This window comes from Plantibacter sp. T3 (genome assembly GCF_902506515.1).
GTDB classification, from domain to species: domain Bacteria; phylum Actinomycetota; class Actinomycetes; order Actinomycetales; family Microbacteriaceae; genus Plantibacter; species Plantibacter auratus.
The window spans coordinates 841702-857210 of sequence record NZ_LR733286.1; the positions used below are offsets into that span (position 1 = coordinate 841702).

At 69.8% G+C, this 15509-nt stretch carries 14 protein-coding genes; 3 read left to right on the forward strand and 11 right to left on the reverse strand.

The genetic code is table 11. From position 1 onward, the window contains the following. The first annotated feature begins 34 nt into the window (after positions 1-34). A complete protein-coding gene (gene argG, locus GV015_RS04110) occupies positions 35-1474 on the forward strand; it encodes an argininosuccinate synthase (RefSeq protein WP_079704472.1) in 1440 nt (479 codons plus the stop codon). A 247-nt stretch (positions 1475-1721) separates the two neighbouring features. Here the strand turns inward: argG and GV015_RS04115 are convergent, their stop codons facing one another. The 5 genes from GV015_RS04115 to GV015_RS04135 form a co-directional block, all read right to left on the reverse strand. Then, positions 1722-2858, reverse strand: a complete 1137-nt coding sequence (locus GV015_RS04115) for an FAD-binding oxidoreductase (RefSeq protein ID WP_159876763.1) — start codon at positions 2856-2858, stop codon at positions 1722-1724. Then, a complete protein-coding gene (locus GV015_RS04120) occupies positions 2855-3940 on the reverse strand; it encodes a Gfo/Idh/MocA family oxidoreductase (RefSeq protein ID WP_159876765.1) in 1086 nt (361 codons plus the stop codon). Before GV015_RS04120 ends, GV015_RS04115 begins: the two co-directional genes overlap by 4 nt. Continuing rightward, positions 3940-4710: an amino acid ABC transporter ATP-binding protein gene (locus GV015_RS04125; protein ID WP_124767959.1), complete on the reverse strand. Its 771-nt coding sequence runs from the start codon at positions 4708-4710 to the stop codon at positions 3940-3942. The genes GV015_RS04120 and GV015_RS04125 overlap by 1 nt, the downstream gene beginning before the upstream one ends. Beyond that, a complete protein-coding gene (locus GV015_RS04130; RefSeq protein ID WP_079704476.1) occupies positions 4707-5495 on the reverse strand; it encodes an amino acid ABC transporter permease in 789 nt (262 codons plus the stop codon). The genes GV015_RS04125 and GV015_RS04130 overlap by 4 nt, the downstream gene beginning before the upstream one ends. Positions 5496-5564: 69 nt before the next feature. After that, the gene (locus GV015_RS04135; protein WP_371416533.1) at positions 5565-6437 is read right to left on the reverse strand and encodes a transporter substrate-binding domain-containing protein; all 873 of its coding nucleotides are present in this window, start codon (positions 6435-6437) and stop codon (positions 5565-5567) included. Positions 6438-6645: 208 nt separating this feature from the next. Here GV015_RS04135 and GV015_RS04140 point away from each other — a divergent pair, with 208 nt between their 5' ends. Then, positions 6646-7716: a LacI family DNA-binding transcriptional regulator gene (locus GV015_RS04140; RefSeq protein ID WP_159876769.1), complete on the forward strand. Its 1071-nt coding sequence runs from the start codon at positions 6646-6648 to the stop codon at positions 7714-7716. A gap of 225 nt (positions 7717-7941) precedes the next feature. Here the strand turns inward: GV015_RS04140 and GV015_RS04145 are convergent, their stop codons facing one another. Further along, on the reverse strand, positions 7942-8586 hold the full coding sequence (locus GV015_RS04145) for a cyclopropane-fatty-acyl-phospholipid synthase family protein (RefSeq protein WP_159876771.1): 645 nt from the start codon (positions 8584-8586) through the stop codon (positions 7942-7944). Between the two features lie 240 nt (positions 8587-8826). Beyond that, positions 8827-10371, reverse strand: coding sequence for a leucyl aminopeptidase (locus GV015_RS04150; RefSeq protein WP_159876773.1), 1545 nt, complete (start codon positions 10369-10371; stop codon positions 8827-8829). 87 nt (positions 10372-10458) lie between these two features. On the opposite strand from GV015_RS04150, the gene GV015_RS04155 reads away from it, so the two are divergent. Next, positions 10459-11235: a hypothetical protein gene (locus tag GV015_RS04155; RefSeq protein ID WP_159876775.1), complete on the forward strand. Its 777-nt coding sequence runs from the start codon at positions 10459-10461 to the stop codon at positions 11233-11235. A 399-nt stretch (positions 11236-11634) separates the two neighbouring features. On the opposite strand, the gene GV015_RS04165 is transcribed toward GV015_RS04155, so the two are convergent. From GV015_RS04165 to GV015_RS04180, 4 genes are read right to left on the reverse strand one after another with little or no spacing between them, the layout of a single operon-like run. Beyond that, positions 11635-12774 (reverse strand): Gfo/Idh/MocA family protein, encoded by a 1140-nt coding sequence (locus GV015_RS04165; RefSeq protein WP_159876779.1) that lies wholly within the window; start codon positions 12772-12774, stop codon positions 11635-11637. Then, complete coding sequence (locus GV015_RS04170) at positions 12771-13550, reverse strand: ThuA domain-containing protein (RefSeq protein ID WP_159876781.1); 780 nt, start codon at positions 13548-13550, stop codon at positions 12771-12773. Before GV015_RS04170 ends, GV015_RS04165 begins: the two co-directional genes overlap by 4 nt. A 59-nt stretch (positions 13551-13609) precedes the next feature. Continuing rightward, positions 13610-14491, reverse strand: coding sequence for a carbohydrate ABC transporter permease (locus tag GV015_RS04175; protein ID WP_159876783.1), 882 nt, complete (start codon positions 14489-14491; stop codon positions 13610-13612). Between the two features lie 14 nt (positions 14492-14505). Beyond that, the gene (locus GV015_RS04180) at positions 14506-15504 is read right to left on the reverse strand and encodes a carbohydrate ABC transporter permease (protein WP_159876785.1); all 999 of its coding nucleotides are present in this window, start codon (positions 15502-15504) and stop codon (positions 14506-14508) included. Positions 15505-15509 lie beyond the last annotated feature (5 nt).

Genomic DNA, 15509 nt, shown 5'->3' on the forward strand with positions numbered 1-15509 from the left:
GCTCCACTCCCCGCGAACCCGTAGAATCGCAGGCGTGTCTAAAGTCTTGAGCAGCCTCCCCGTCGGCGAGCGCGTCGGCATCGCCTTCTCCGGAGGTCTCGACACCTCCGTCGCCGTCGCTTGGATGCGCGAGAAGGGTGCCATTCCGTGCACCTACACCGCCGACATCGGCCAGGCGGACGAGCCGAACATCGGCGCCGTCCCCGACCGCGCCAAGGAGTACGGCGCCGAGATCGCGCGCCTCGTCGACGCGAAGTCGGCGCTCGTCGAGGAGGGCCTCGTCGCCCTCCAGTGCGGCGCGTTCCACATCCGCAACGCCGGCAAGACCTACTTCAACACGACGCCGCTCGGTCGCGCCGTGACGGGCACCATGCTCGTCCGCGCGATGAAGGAGGACGGCGTCGACATCTGGGGCGACGGTTCCACCTACAAGGGCAACGACATCGAGCGGTTCTACCGCTACGGTCTGCTCGCCAACCCGCGCCTGCGCATCTACAAGCCGTGGCTCGACGTCGACTTCGTCAACGAGCTCGGTGGCCGCAAGGAGATGAGCGAGTGGCTCGTCGCCCGCGACTTCCCGTACCGCGACTCCACCGAGAAGGCGTACAGCACCGACGCCAACATCTGGGGCGCCACCCACGAGGCCAAGCGCCTCGAGGAGCTCAGCTCCGGCATGGAACTCGTCGAGCCGATCATGGGCGTGCCGTTCTGGCGTGAAGACGTCGCGATCGCCTCCGAGGTCGTCACCGTCACCTTCGAGGCCGGTCGCCCGGTCGCGCTCAACGGCGTCGAGTACGCCGACGCGGTCGCGCTGGTCCTCGAGGCCAACGCCATCGGTGGTCGTCACGGCCTCGGCATGAGCGACCAGATCGAGAACCGCATCATCGAGGCGAAGAGCCGCGGCATCTACGAGGCCCCCGGCATGGCGCTCCTCCACATCGCGTACGAGCGTCTGCTCAACGCGATCCACAACGAGGACACGGTCGCCAACTACCACAACGAGGGCCGCCGACTCGGCCGCCTCATGTACGAGGGCCGCTGGCTCGACCCGCAGTCGCTCATGCTGCGCGAGTCCATCCAGCGCTGGGTCGGCTCCGCCGTCTCCGGCGAGGTCTCCATCCGTCTGCGCCGCGGCGACGACTACACGATCCTCGACACCTCGGGCCCGGGCCTCAGCTACCACCCCGACAAGCTCTCGATGGAGCGCGTCGGCGACGCAGCGTTCGGTCCCGACGACCGCATCGGTCAGCTCACCATGCGCAACCTCGACATCGCGGACTCGCGCTCGCGGCTCGAGCAGTACGCAGCGGCCGGCATCGTCGGCGGCGCGACCGCCGACCTCGTCGGCAAGCTCGAGCAGGGTGAGGCGCAGGAGATCCTGGGCGGCGAACTCCTCGACCCGACCGCAGACGCCCTCGAGCGCGCGACCGACCTCGCTTCCGAGGGCGCCGCGTTCGACTCCGGCACCGACTAGTCGCACCCCGCAATGCAGAACGCCCGCCGCACTCCACGAGTGCGACGGGCGTTCTGCGTCGATGCGGGGTCCCTATCTCAGGATTCCTTCGGCGTGTCGGGCTGGAGCGCTTGCGACGCGCCGGACGACTCCTGAGTTGGGGACGGCAGGGGTTCACAACTCAGGACCGGTGCGGCGCGTCCCGCCGGACACGCCGGGTGGCCGATGCGACCCGCCGGGGCCGTCCTGAGTTGTGCACCGGCCAGGGCTACGCGGGGACGGGCGACTCCGCGTACCGCTCGGGTCGGAAGGTCGCGAGCAGCGGCGAGGGTTCGCCGTCGACGATCTCGTCCGCGAGGAGTTCACCGGCGATGAGCCCGAGTGTCGCACCGCTGTGGCTGAAGGCCGTGAAGAGTCCCGGCAGCTGCGGGACCGCACCGAAGACCGGCTCGCCGTCACCCGGGATCGGCTTGTAGCCGGCCCCGATGTGGTCGAGTTCGAGGGTCGGGTTGCCGGCGAGCACTCGCGATCCCTCGGCCAACAGCCGCTCCACAGTGGAGTCCGAGATGTGCAGCGAGCCGTCGTCACGGACCTCGATCTCCTCCTCCGACCACGCGGAGTCCAGCGCGAAGCCGCCCTCCCTGGTGCGACGGACCGCCACCTTCGGCGTGTTGAGGACGGCGACGAGCTCGGATGCGACGGGCTTCGTGAACGCGACGAACGCGGCCGGACTCTGGTCGCCGATCGTGATGCCGAGTGCGGCGAGCTGGGCCGGGACGTCGGGACCCGTGGCCAACAGGACCGCGTCGGCCTCGATGCGGTCGCCGTTCGCGAGCACCGCACCCACGGCACGTCCACCGGACGAGGCGATCTCGGCGCCGGCGTCCGTCACGATGCGTCCGCCGCGGGCGACGAACTCGCGGGACAGCACCTCGATGACGGACGGCAGCTCGACCCAGCCCTCACCCGGGTTGAAGATCGCGCCCTCCGCAGCCACGGCGGCCGGATCGACACCCGGCGTGACCGAGGCGACCTCCTCCGGAGCCAGCCACCGGGCGTCGTAGCCGATGCCGCGCTCGTAGGCGAAGGTCTCCGTGTAGGACTCGCCCTCCGGTGCCCACATCAGTCCGCCGTCGAAGCGGAGGAAGTCCGCGCTCGGGACCTGCACGGCGAAGGTCCGCCAACGGTCGATCCCGAGGACACGGAGCGCGTGGTACTCGCTCGACCGCTGGGCTGCGGAGTTCAGCCAGGCGAGCGATCGTCCCGAGGCGCCGCTGGCGAGGGCGCGGTCGGTCACGAGGGTCACGTCGGCACCTCGGCGGGCGAGGGCGACGGCGCTGGAGGTTCCGAGGATGCCCCCGCCGATCACGACGACGCGTCGGCTGGTCTGGGTGGTGGTGCTCATGCTGTCTGCTCTTTCTGTTCTGGAGTGCTGCGCTGGTGAGGTGCTGCGGCCGCGTGGACGGCCTCGATGATCTCGAGGACGGCGATCGCGTCGGCCGGATCGACCGGTGGAGGACCGCCGTCGTGGAGGGCGGTCGCGAGGAGGCGGGTGAAGGCGACGTAGTCGCCGTCGGCCATGGGGACGGGCTCTGTTGCACCGTCGACCCCGATCGCGCCCCAACCGGACGGGTCACGCCGACCGAATCCGTCGTCACGCGGATCAGCACCGGCCTTCAGTGCGGGCTCCTGGCCGTCGAGTCCCCACGAGGTGTAGGCACCGGAGGATCCGAGGACGCGGAACCGTGGGCCGGCCTGGGCGACGAGCGACCCCATCCACAGGTGCGACCGGACCCCCGAACGGTGACGGAGCGCCACGAAGGCGTCGTCGTCCGCGACCGCTCCGGGCCGGACGACACCGAGTTCAGCCTGGACGTCCTCGACCTCGCCGAACAGTTGGATGGCCTGATCGATCACGTGCGTGCCGAGGTCGTAGAGGATGCCGCCGCCCTCCGCGGCGGTCGCGGCCGTCTTCCACGATGCGGGCGGATCGGGCTTCCACCACTCGAAGCGTGACTCGAAGCGATGGACGTGCCCGAGCATGCCCTCGTCGAGCAGCCGCCGCACGGTCAGGAAGTCGCCGTCCCAGCGGCGGTTCTGGAAGACCGTGACGAGGCGGTCGGCGGCTGCAGCACGATCGACGACCGCGCGGCCCTCGGCCGCGGTGACGGCGAACGGCTTGTCGACCACGACGTGCAGGCCGGCGTCCAGGGAGGCTGTCGCGAGCGCGGCGTGCGTGCCGGACGGCGAGCCGATGACCACGAGGTCGAGCTCGTCGGCTCGGGCGAAGAGCTCCTCGGCGGTCGACACGACCTTGACGCCCGGGTACCGCCCGAGCGCCTCGGCCCGTCGATCCGGGTCGGAGGTCACGACGAGGTCGAGCGAGTAGTCGGGATCCGCGGCGAGGAACGGCGCGTGGAACACCGCGCCGGAGGTGCCGAAGCCGATGACGCCCGTCCTGATCGTGCCGGAGACGCGCGCCGCCATCAGAGGACCTCGGAGAGGAAGCGCTGCAGGCGGGGGCTCTGCGGGGCGTCGAACAGCTGCGTCGGGGTCCCCGCCTCGACCACGCGGCCCTCGTCCATGAACACGACCTGGTCGGCGACCTTGCGGGCGAAGCCCATCTCGTGGGTGACGACGAGCATCGTCATGCCGCGCTGCGCGAGACCGGCCATGAGGTTGAGGACGCCCTTCACGAGTTCGGGGTCGAGGGCGCTCGTGGCCTCGTCGAACAGCATGACCTCGGGCTCCATCGCGAGAGCCCTGGCGATCGCGACGCGCTGCTGCTGGCCTCCCGAGAGGTCGCGCGGCCGGTGGTCCGACCGTTCGCCGAGTCCGACGTCGTCGAGGCGCGCTGCCGCGACTCGGAGTGACTCGCTCTTCGACATGCCCTTCACGTTGCGGAGCGCGAGGGCAACGTTCTCGAGCGCGGTGTGGTCGGGGAAGAGGTTGAAGTGCTGGAAGACGAGGCCGACCCGTGTCCGGAGCCGTTCCGGCTTCATCTTCAGGGCACTCTCACCGGCGAGGAGGACGTCGCCGGAGGTGGGCTCGTGCAGGCGGTTCACCCCGCGGAGCAGTGTCGACTTTCCCGAGCCCGACGGCCCGATGATGCACGTCGTGGTGCCGGGCTCGACGTCGATGCTCACCTCGCGGATGACCTCGATGTCGCCGTACGCCATCGAGACGTCGCGGAGCTCCAGGCTCGAGCCGCGGTAGAAGTGTCCGTCGGTGACGGGTAGGGGAGAGGTGTAGGTCATGTGTTGCTCCCGGTGGTGGCTGGCAGGGGTGGCTGCACCTCGTCGAGCTCGTCGAGGCCGCTCTTCGGCGGGGTGGCCTTGCGGCGACCGGTGCGGAAGCGGTTGTCGAAGAAGTTGACGAGGTGGGTGAGGGGCACGGTGATGACGAGGTAGAAGAGGCCCGCCATGACGAGTGGCGAGAGGTTGCCGGTGAGGACGGCGGCGTCCTGACCGACCCGGAACAGCTCGCGCTCACTGACGAGGAGCCCGAGGAAGTAGACGAGGCTCGAGTCCTTCACGATGGCGATGAACTGGTTCACGAGCGCGGGGAGGACCCGGCGGATGCCCTGCGGCACCACGACGAGTCGCATCGCCTTGCCGTAGCTCATGCCGAGTGCCCGGCAGGCCTCGAGCTGGCCGCGGTCGACGCTCTGGATGCCGGCGCGGAAGATCTCGCCGATGTAGGCGGAGGCGATGAGGCTGAGCGCGAGGATGCCCAGCGGATAGGGCGAGGGGCCGAACAGCTGCTGGCTGAAGCGGGCGAAGCCTTGGCCGATGAGGAGGATGGTGAGGATCGCCGGCAGGCCGCGGAACACGTCGGTGTAGATCCGCGCGGGTACTCGGAGCCAGCGTGAGGGCGAGATGCCCATGATGGCGATGATCATGCCGAGGATGACCCCGATCACCGTGGCGGCGATCGAGATGACGAGGGTGTTGACGAGTCCCACGCCGAGCAGCTGCGGGAACACCTGCCACATCGCGTCGAAGTCGAAGAAGGTCTTGATGATGCTGTCGAGCCAGTCCATGCTGTCTGCTCCTGAGGGGTGGGATGGTGTGGTGCGGGCCGGTGCTCGGCCCGCACCACGAGACGGGGACTACTCGGTCGACGAGGTCGGGCTGGGGCTGGAGGTCTGCTCCGCCTTCGGGAGGTACTGCTCGGGCATCGGAGAGCCCGGGAACCACTTCTGGTAGAGCTTCTTCCAGGTGCCGTCCTCCATCGCCTCGGCGAGGGCCTTGTCGAGGGCCTTCTTGAATTCGGGCTTGTCCTTCGCGATAGCGAACCCGGCCGGTGCGTCGAAGGACGGGATGTCGATGGCGTTCACGAGCCCGTACTGGGCCGCGTACTCCTTCGCCGCCTCGTAGTCGAGGAAGTGGGCGTCGATGCTGCCGCTGTTGACGGCCGAGATGGCCGAGTTGTTGTCGGGGAAGCGCACGAGTTCGGTGTCGGTGAAGTGCTTGACCGCGTAGGCCTCTTGGAGGGTGCCCTGGACGACGCCGAGGCGCTTGCCGGCGAGGCTGTCCGCGTCGGTGATGCCGGAGTCCTTCGCCGCCATGACCGTGAGGTACCCGGCGAGGTAGCCGTCGGAGAAGTCGACCGTCTGCTCGCGCTCCTTGGTGATGCCGATGGCCGCGACGCCGACGTCGAACTGACCGTTCGCGACGGCGGAGAGCAGACCGGAGAAGTCCTGACCGGTGAACACGACGTCGTCGATCCCGATCCGCTTCGCGACGTCGGTGAAGAGTTCGACGTCGAAGCCGGTGAACGTCCCGTCGGCGTCGGTGAAGGTGTACGGCTTCGAGTCGCCGAGGCTGGCGACGCGGATCTGTCCGGGGGTGATGAGTCCGTACGGGTTGTCCTCGGTGCTGCTGGCGGTTCCGGCACCACCGGAGCACGCGGAGAGGATGAGGGCGGTCGCCGCAGCGACGGCGAGGAGGGCCGTCCTGCGGAGGGCGAAGCGATTCGTCACGGCGAGTCCAATCGTGGGGAGGAGTTCGTGGTGCGTGGAGGGAACCGTCGGCTCGTGTCTTGTGGACGCCGTCAGCTCCATTGCTGTCGTTCTGCTGGTGAGACCGGTCTCAATGTCGTAGGTTGAGACCGGTCTCACCAGGTTGTCCAGGACAGTACCCTGGTTCTCGGACAACGTCAACGACGCAGCAGACCCCATCGGAGGGCACATGGCAATGGATCCGGGTACCGGCAGACGCGAGGCGACGGTGTCGGACGTCGCGAAGGCCGCTCGGGTCTCGAAGGCCACGGCGGCCCGCGCGCTCGGCGACTACGGGGCCGTGAGCGACGACGTGCGGGACCGTGTGCAGGCGGCTGCGGAACGCCTCGGTTATCGCCCGAACGCCCTCGCGAAGAGCATGAACACGGGGAAGTCGAACACCATCGGGGTGGTCATCGGCGACATCGAGAACCCCTTCTTCGCTCGCGCGACCCGGGGTATCTCCGACGTCGCGCAGGCCGCCGGATTCGACCTCATCCTCGCCAATTCCGACGAGGAGGTCGACGCCGAGACGGCCGCGATCGAGCTCCTCCTCGACAAGCGCGTGGACGGGTTCATCGTCACGCCGGCCTCCTCGATCGAAACGAGAAGTTTACAAACGGCGCTCGCCGAAGGGCGGCCCGTGGTGCTCCTCGACCGCCGTGCGGCCGGCATGGAGGCCGACACGGTCGTCGCCGACAACGCCTCCGGGGCGGCCGCGGCCACCCGGCACCTCCTCGCCGCCGGACATCGGCGGATCGCGTTCATCTCGACGCTCGGGCACGGGGAGCCGTATGCCTCAGGGGACGATGTCGGCTCCTCCTCGGTGGGCGATCGGATCGACGGCTTCACGGGTGCCCTCCGCGAGGCCGGCGTCGAGGACCCGGCGGCGTCCGTCCACCTCAATGCGCGCGCGGAGGGGATTGACGTCATCACCCGGAAGGTCCTCGGCGACCGGGACCCCGTGACCGCGATCATCGCCTCCGACAGCCTGGTCGGTTCCGCGGTCTTCCGGACCATCCGCGAACTCGGCCTCGCGATCCCCGACGACGTGTCGCTCATCGCATTCGACGACGCAGACTGGACGAGCCTCACCACGCCGCCGATCACCGTCGTGTCCCAGCCGATCTACGAACTCGGTGCCGAATCCGCGCGCCGGCTGATCGCCCGGATCGGTGGGGCGGGGGCCGACGCGGAGGAGTTCGTGCTCGCCCAGACGCTCATCGAGCGCGGCTCCGTGGGCGCGCCCCCGACCAGCTGATCCGTCGACCTCGGTTCGTAACTCAGGACTGCCGCGGCGTGTCGCCTGCGACACGCCGGGCGGGCGGTGCGACGCGCCGGGACGCTCCTGAGTTAGGGACGGGGAGGATCCGGTGTGAGCCAGGGATGCGCGGCAGGTGTTGTTGTGTCCCCAACTCAGGACTGCTGCGGCGTGTCGGTTGAGACACGCCGGGCGGACAGCGCGACACGCCGCGACGCTCCTGAGTTAGGGACGGCGACGGAGGACGAGGACGCTGTCGTCGAGCTCGGCTGGCTCGCCGTCGGGCCCGATCGCGGCGCGCGCGACGAGGCCTGCGGTGACGACCTCCCACTCGGTCGCCTCCAGCTCCAGCGAGGCGTGGACCTCCTCGGGCGTCGGGAAGTGCGCGTGCGCGATGTGCTCGGTCGCCCAGGGCGGCGGGCCGGCGTGGCCGACGATGAGCAGCGTGCCGCCGGGAGCGACCGCCGACGCCGCACGGTGCAGGACCGCCTCCCGGGGAAACTCGACGGGGGAGTGCAGGAACGTCGCGGTGACGAGATCGAACGACGCCGACGGTTCCCACTCGACGAGGTCGGCCTGCACCCAGGAGACGCGATCGGCGACGCCCGCCTCTGCCGCGGTCGACGCTCCGAGGGCGAGCGCGCTCGGGGAGATGTCGACCGCCGTCACGGACCAGCCCTGCCGGGCGAGCCAGACGGCGTCGGCGCCCTCCCCGCTGCCGAGCTCGAGTGCGGTGCCGGGCGCCAACCCGCCCACCTCGCGCTCGAGGGCGGCGTTCGGTTTGCCGCTCCACACCTGGCCGCGGCTGCTGTAGCGGTGCTCCCAGAAGGCGGCGGGATCGGTGATGGCGGGCTCGTGCTCGGAGGTCATGGCATCAGCCTGCCGTGACACCGGCTGCGAACACGTGATTCTTGCCGGAACGGCAACGGAGGTTGTCGCTGGGTGGCCTTCGACACTTCGACAGGCTCAGTGACCGGGTTGCGGCTCAGTGACCGGGTTGTGGATGGGCTGATCCGGTCACTGAGCCTGTCGACGTGCTCGCGGGGAACGACGGTCCGGTCGCCGCCCGTCGACAGGCTCAGGGACCGGGCACCGACGCCGCGTACTTCGTCAGGCGCGGAAGTTGAGCGCCAGGTCGATGAGGAGGCGCGTGCCGTACCCGGTCGCGCCCTTCGACCGCCAGGACTCGTCCGACTCCACGAGCATCGTGCCGGCGATGTCGAGATGCGCCCACGGGATGTCGCCGACGAACTCCGCGAGGAACAGCGCGGCGAGCGTGGAACCGGCGAACCGGCCGCCGATGTTGGCGAGATCCGCGACGTCCGAGTCGAGCTGCTTCCGGTAGCTGCGTTCGAGCGGCAACTGCCACAGCTGCTCGTCGGTGGCCTTCGATGACGCGAGCGTCTGGTCGACGATGCCCTGGTCGGTCCCGTGCACCGCAGCCGTCTTCGTGCCGAGCGCCATGATCGCGGCACCGGTCAGCGTCGCGATGTCGACGATCGCGTCGGGCTCCTCCTCGACGGCGAGGCTCAGGCCGTCGGCGAGGACGAGGCGACCCTCGGCGTCGGTGTTCTTGATCTCCACGGTGGTGCCGTTGCGGAACGTCAGCACGTCGCCGAGCATCGTGGCCGAGCCCGAGGGCATGTTGTCCGTGCACATGAGGAACGCCGTGACGCTGCTCGTGCAGTGCAACTCCTCCAGCGCCGTCATGGCGGACAGGATCGCTCCGGCGCCCGCCATGTCCATCTTCATCGCCGCGTGGGACGGGTCGGACGGCTTGAGCGAGATACCGCCCGAGTCGTACATGATGCCCTTGCCGACGAGCGCGAGGTGTCCTGCGGCCTCGATCGGCGAGCCGTCGTCGTCCTTCGGCGTGTACCGGAGCTTGATCATGCGCGGTTCCTCGACGCTGCCGGCGTTGACCCCGAGCAGGCCGCCGAGACCGAGCTCGATGAGCGCGTCCTTGTCGAAGACCTCGACGTCGAGCCCGTTGGCGGCACCGAGCGTCTCGGCCACCTCGGCGAGGTCGGTTGCCGTGAGATGTCCGGGCGGCGTGTTCGCGAGGTCGCGGGCGAGGTTCGCCGCGCGGGCGAGGACCTCACCGCAGTGCGCGCCGGTCGCGGTCTCCGGGAGGTCTTCAGCACCGGCGACGAGGTGGAGCGCGACGAGCGGGGTGCGCTTGGTCTCCCGCTTCAGCTCGGTGTAGCGGTACCGGGCGAGGAGCGCGCCCTCGACGACGAGCTGGCCGGCGGAGGCCGGGTCGAGGTCGAACGAGCGCGCCACGTCGAGGCCGATGCTCGCGAAGGAGGATGCCGCACGGGCGAAGGCAGCAGCGATGTCGCGGAGGGCTGCCGGGGTGCGCTTTTCGGGTGCACCGACGCCGACCGCGATGTACGTCGGTGCGTCCTGGCTGGGGATGACCAGCGTCTGGCCGATCTCGCCGGTGAACCCGGCGCGGGTCAGGGCCGCACGGTCGAGTCCGAGCGCGGCGGGGATGTCGTCGCCGGCGCCGTCGGCTGCGGGGGCGACGGCCAGGCCGATCGCCTCGACGCCCTCGGGGAGTTCGATCGCGACGCTCAACTCGACCGCCTCGGCGTCGAGTGAGGGGGTGCGGGAGAAGGTCGGCGGGATCAGCTTGGTGGGGCGGGATGGCATGCAGCGTCCTTCGTCTCGGAGTCGGGCTGGATCCATCGTATGGGCCTCACCTGGCCGCTGAAGCGAGGGGTCTGGCAGGATGCCGGGATGGGTGCATGGGGAACGGCGATCTTCTCGAACGACACGGCGTCGGACATCCGCACCGAGTACCGCGAGTACGTGCAGGACCGCGTGCCGGACGACGAGGCGACGCGACGGACCATCGCGTCGTTCGCCCACCTGGTGGAGCGCGAGGACGGCGAGCTCTGGATCCCGCTCGCGGCCGCGCAGAGCGAGGTCGGCCGGCTCGATCCCGACGTGCGGACGCGGGCGCTCGCGGCGATCGATCGCGGTGCCGACCTCGAGCTGTGGGCTGAAGCGGGCCCGGGGGAGGTCGCCAGGCGGACCGCGGCCCTCGACCGTCTCCGCGAGAAGCTCCTCGGCCCGCAGCCCGCCCCGAAGCGCCTCCGTCGATCGTGGCGCCACGTGGAGGACGACCTGATGCCGGGCGACGTCCTCGCGTTCACGGCGCCGAACGGACGGACCGCCCTGTTCCGGGTCGCCGGCATCCATCGGTCCCGATACGGCGACTCACCCGAGCTCGACGTGCTCGACTGGGTGGGCGAGCAGGTCCCCGGGCCGGAGACCTTGGCGACGCTGCGAGCGAAGCGCGAGCCGGCCTTGGGCAATCTGCCGGAGCGTCCGGTCGTCTGGCAGCCGCACCGCTTCCGCAAGACGGACCCGCAGTGGCACGAGGTCGGCTTCGTCCGTGTCGCACGCCTCGAGGGGTGGCCGAACCGAGCGAGCCAGACGCCGGGCCACTCCGGCCTCTGGCGGGTGCTCAACCTGGTCGTGACCCGCGACCTCCTCGACGGGACCTGGTGAGGTGACGAGCGCGGCCCGGACGTCGGCGCGCGGCTCGGCCTCGATCGCCCGCGTGTGCGCCTGGGCGAGCACGTCGGCGATGACCACGCGCTCGCCGGACTCGGCGGACCGCACGGCGGCCTCCACCATCGCGAGGCTCAGCACGTTGGCGTGCACCTCACCCGACGGGACAATCCCCGTGCGCAGGGCGTCCACGAACTCGACGAGCGAGCCAGCGATCTCCTCNTCGTCCGTGTCGCACGCCTCGAGGGGTGGCCGAACCGAGCGAGCCAGACGCCGGGCCACTCCGGCCTCTGGCGGGTGCTCAACCTGGTCGTGACCCGCGACCTCCTCGACGGGACCTGGTGAGGTGAGGCGGATCGTCGCTCGCGGGGTGCGCGGGCGACGATCCGCCTCACCTCAGCGGGAGGTGACGAGCGCGGCCCGGACGTCGGCGCGCGGCTCGGCCTCGATCGCCCGCGTGTGCGCCTGGGCGAGCACGTCGGCGATGACCACGCGCTCGCCGGACTCGGCGGACCGCACGGCGGCCTCCACCATCGCGAGGCTCAGCACGTTGGCGTGCACCTCACCCGACGGGACAATCCCCGTGCGCAGGGCGTCCACGAACTCGACGAGCGAGCCAGCGATCTCCTCCGGCACGTCCGGCTCGAGCTCAGCGGTCTCGACCTCCGACGGAGAACCGCCCTGCGGCGCGAGCTGCCGCTGCGGAGCGGAGTCGCCGTCCCAGATGGCCGTGCCGTACTCGCCGTTCACTCGCCAACTGCCGTTCCACGAGGTCTCCACGCCGTCCGCACACCAGCTGCCGCTGTAGGTGTACCGGACGCCGCCGGCGAACTCGAAGACCGCGGTCGCGGCGGCGTCGGCGGAGAACCAGCTCCACCCCGGGTTGTACTCCTCGCAGTACACGGCGATCGGGTCGCTGCCGAGGACGTAGCGGGCGGCGTCGAAGGCATGGATCGCCATGTCGACGAGCAGCACGTGCGCCATCTCCTCGCGGAAGCCGCCGAAGTGCGGTGCCTTGAAGAACTCGGTCGTCGCGGATCCGAGCCGACCGAGCGTGGCGACCTGCTCCCGGAAGGCGGCGATCGATGCGTAGTAGCGACGCGACTGGCTCGTCATGAGCAATTGCCCGCTGGCCTCGGCCGTCGCCGCCAACGAGAGGGCCTGCGCCACCGTCGGTGCGATCGGCTTCTCGCAGAGCACCGGCAACCCGGCGAAGAGCGCCTCGGTGTTCACCGGGTGGTGCGCGGCGGGCACGGTGACGTTGACGACCGCGTCCGCCCCCGTCGCCTCGGCGACGACCGACACGCTGGTGCCGACGACGACACCCTCTGGGCCCACCCGGAGCCCGGCCTCGGTCACCGCCGACTCGGCGAGGGCCGTGTCGAGGTCGACGACGCCGACGAGTTCCGTGTCCGGGTTCGCGAGGATCGTCCGCAACCAGGCCCGTCCCATCCCGCCCGCACCGACGAGCACGAGCCGGACCGGCCTGGTGGCGTCCGCGAGCGTCGCGAAGCCACCGTCGACAGGAGCACTCATCGCGCGAGCGCCCCTTCGTACCCGCGGCCGTTGTAGAAGTCCTCGGTCTCGTACCGAAGCAGGACCGGCACCGCGCGTTCCGGACGCAGCGTCTGCGCCCAACGGACGCCGTTCGCGAGGACGCGACGGACGTGCTCGTGGTGGTAGACCGGGTAGTCCTGGTCGCCGGGGGAGAAGAAGAAGATCTTGCCGAAGCCGCGCTTGTAGGTCATGCCGGAACGGAAGACCTCGCCACCGGTGAAGGTCGAGAGGAAGACGAGCTCGTCGGGCGCGGGGACGTCGAAGAACTCGCCGTACATCTCCTGCGCCGGGATGATGAACGGGTGCGGGATACCCTGGGCGATCGGGTGGGTCGGGTCGACGGTCCAGACGATCTCGCGGTCCTCCTCCGACCGCCACCGGAGCGTGCACGAGGTCCCCATGAGCTTGCCGAAGATCTTCGACCAGTGGCCGGAGTGCAGCACGAGCAGGCCCATGCCGGCGAGCACGTGCTGGTGCACGCGCTCGACGACCTCGTCGGCGACCTCACCGTGAGCCGCGTGGCCCCACCAGACGAGCACGTCGGTCGCGGCGAGCACCTCCTCGGTGAGCCCGTGCTCCGGTTCGTCGAGCGTGGTCGTGGTCACCACAGCCTCGGCGCCGAGGTGCTCTTCGATGCCCTCCTTGATGGTCGTGTGCATGCCGTCCGGGTAGATGGCGCGGACCTTCTCCTCGATCTGCTCGTGGCGGTTCTCGCCCCAGACGAGGACGCGGATGGGGGTGCTGCTGTCGGACATGGTGGTGCTCCTTCGAGGATGCGTTGCGTGGTCGGAGAGGGTGTCGGAGTGGTCGTCGGTCATTTCACGGCACCGCCCGTCGCACCCGCGGCGATGAACCGCTGGGCGATGACGAGCAGCAGGATCGCGGGCAGGGACGAGAGGACGGCGGTCGCCATCACCGCGCTCCAGTTCGAGACCTGTGAGCCGAGGTACTGGTAGATGCCGAGCGTCACTGGCCGGACGTCCTCCGTCGTCGTCAGCGTCAGGGCGAACAGGAAGTCGCTCCAGGAGAAGAGGAAGGCGAACAGGCCGGCGGTGATGAGCACGTTGCGGCTCACCGGGAGGACGATCGAGACGAAGGCCCGCACGTGCCCCGCGCCGTCGACCCGTGCCGCCTCCACGATCGACGGCGGGATGGTCTGCATCGACGCCCGCAGGATGAGGATCGCGAACGGGATGGCGTGCGACGCGTCGGCGAGGATCAAGCCGGGGATCGAGTTGAGCAGGCCGAGGTCGTTGTAGGCGGAGTAGAGCGCGTTGGCGATCACGATGCCGGGGATCATCTGCGCGATGAGGATCACGAACAGGGCGATGCTGATCCAGCGGAACCGGAACTGCGCGAGGGCGTAGGCCGCCGGGGCCGCGATCGCGAGCGACAGGACGACGGTGCCGAGCGAGATGACGAGGCTCGTGACGAGGTGCCCGCCCTGGTCGGCGATCGCCTTCTCGTACCCGGCGAAGCTCGGGTTCACCGGGAAGAAGTCCCCGGTGAGCGTGTTTCCGGAGGGCTGCAGGGACGCGTTCACCATCCAGTAGACGGGGAAGAGCATGATCGCGAGGATGATGACGCCGACGACGGTGTAGCCGAGGTGGCGTCGGTCGCCGCGGTGTCGACGTGGGCCGACCGGGGCGAAGCGGCGCGTCTGCCGGCCGCCGGTCACGATGCTGGTCGTGGTCATGAGGGTCCGTGTCCTTACTCGTCGACCGCGCGTCGGTTCACGCGCAGGTAGACGATGGCGAAGAGGAGCGAGATGACGATGAGGATGTTGCTGAAGGCCGCACCGACACCGAACTCGAAGTTGACGAACGATTCCTGATACGACCGCACCGCGAGGGTCTGGGTGGCGTTCGCCGGCCCGCCGTTCGTGAGGCCGAGGATGATGTCGAGCACCTTGATCGTGTAGACGACGCCGAGCACGAGCACGACGCTGACCACGGGGCGGAGGTTCGGCCAGGTGATGTGGCGGAACGCCTTCCAGCCGGTCGCGCCGTCGAGCGCTCCCGCCTCGTAGAGCTCGTCGGGGATGTCCTGGAGGCCGCCGTAGAGGATCGTGACGTTGAACGGGATGCCGATCCAGATGTTGACGAGGACGACCGCGAACAGGGCCACCGACGGGCTCGTCAGCCAGGGGACGCCTGACAGGCCGATGGATCCGAGGGCGGCGTTCAGGACGCCGCTGTCCTGGTCGAGGATCGACCGCCAGGTGGCGCTCGACACGATCAGGGGGAGGAGCCAGGGGAGCAGCAGCATCGCGCGGAGGAACGAGCTCAGGGGGAAGCGTCGCTTGAAGAAGACGGCGAGAGCGAGCCCGATCACGAACTGCCCGGCGATCGACCCGATCGTGAACAGCGCCGTGTTGAGCAGCGCCGGTGTGAACAGCTGGGAACTGAACACGGTCACGTAGTTCGCGAACCCGACCCACGGCGCCTCGCCCGTGAAGAACGTCTTCGTCGTGTACTCCTGGAAGCTCATCGTGACGTTCTTGACAACCGGATAGCCGAAGAAGAGCACGATGTAGAGCGCTGCTGGGAGGACGAAGCCGAGCTTGATCAGGTCTTCCCGACGGAAGCGTCGGGACCGGCGGCCGGCCCCGGCGGGGGTGCGCTTGGTCGGCGCGCCCCCGTCGGTGCCGCTGGACCGCTGGTCGCTCTTCCGGTCCTGGAGCGATGCTCCGGCGATGCCACTGCTCATCGGGA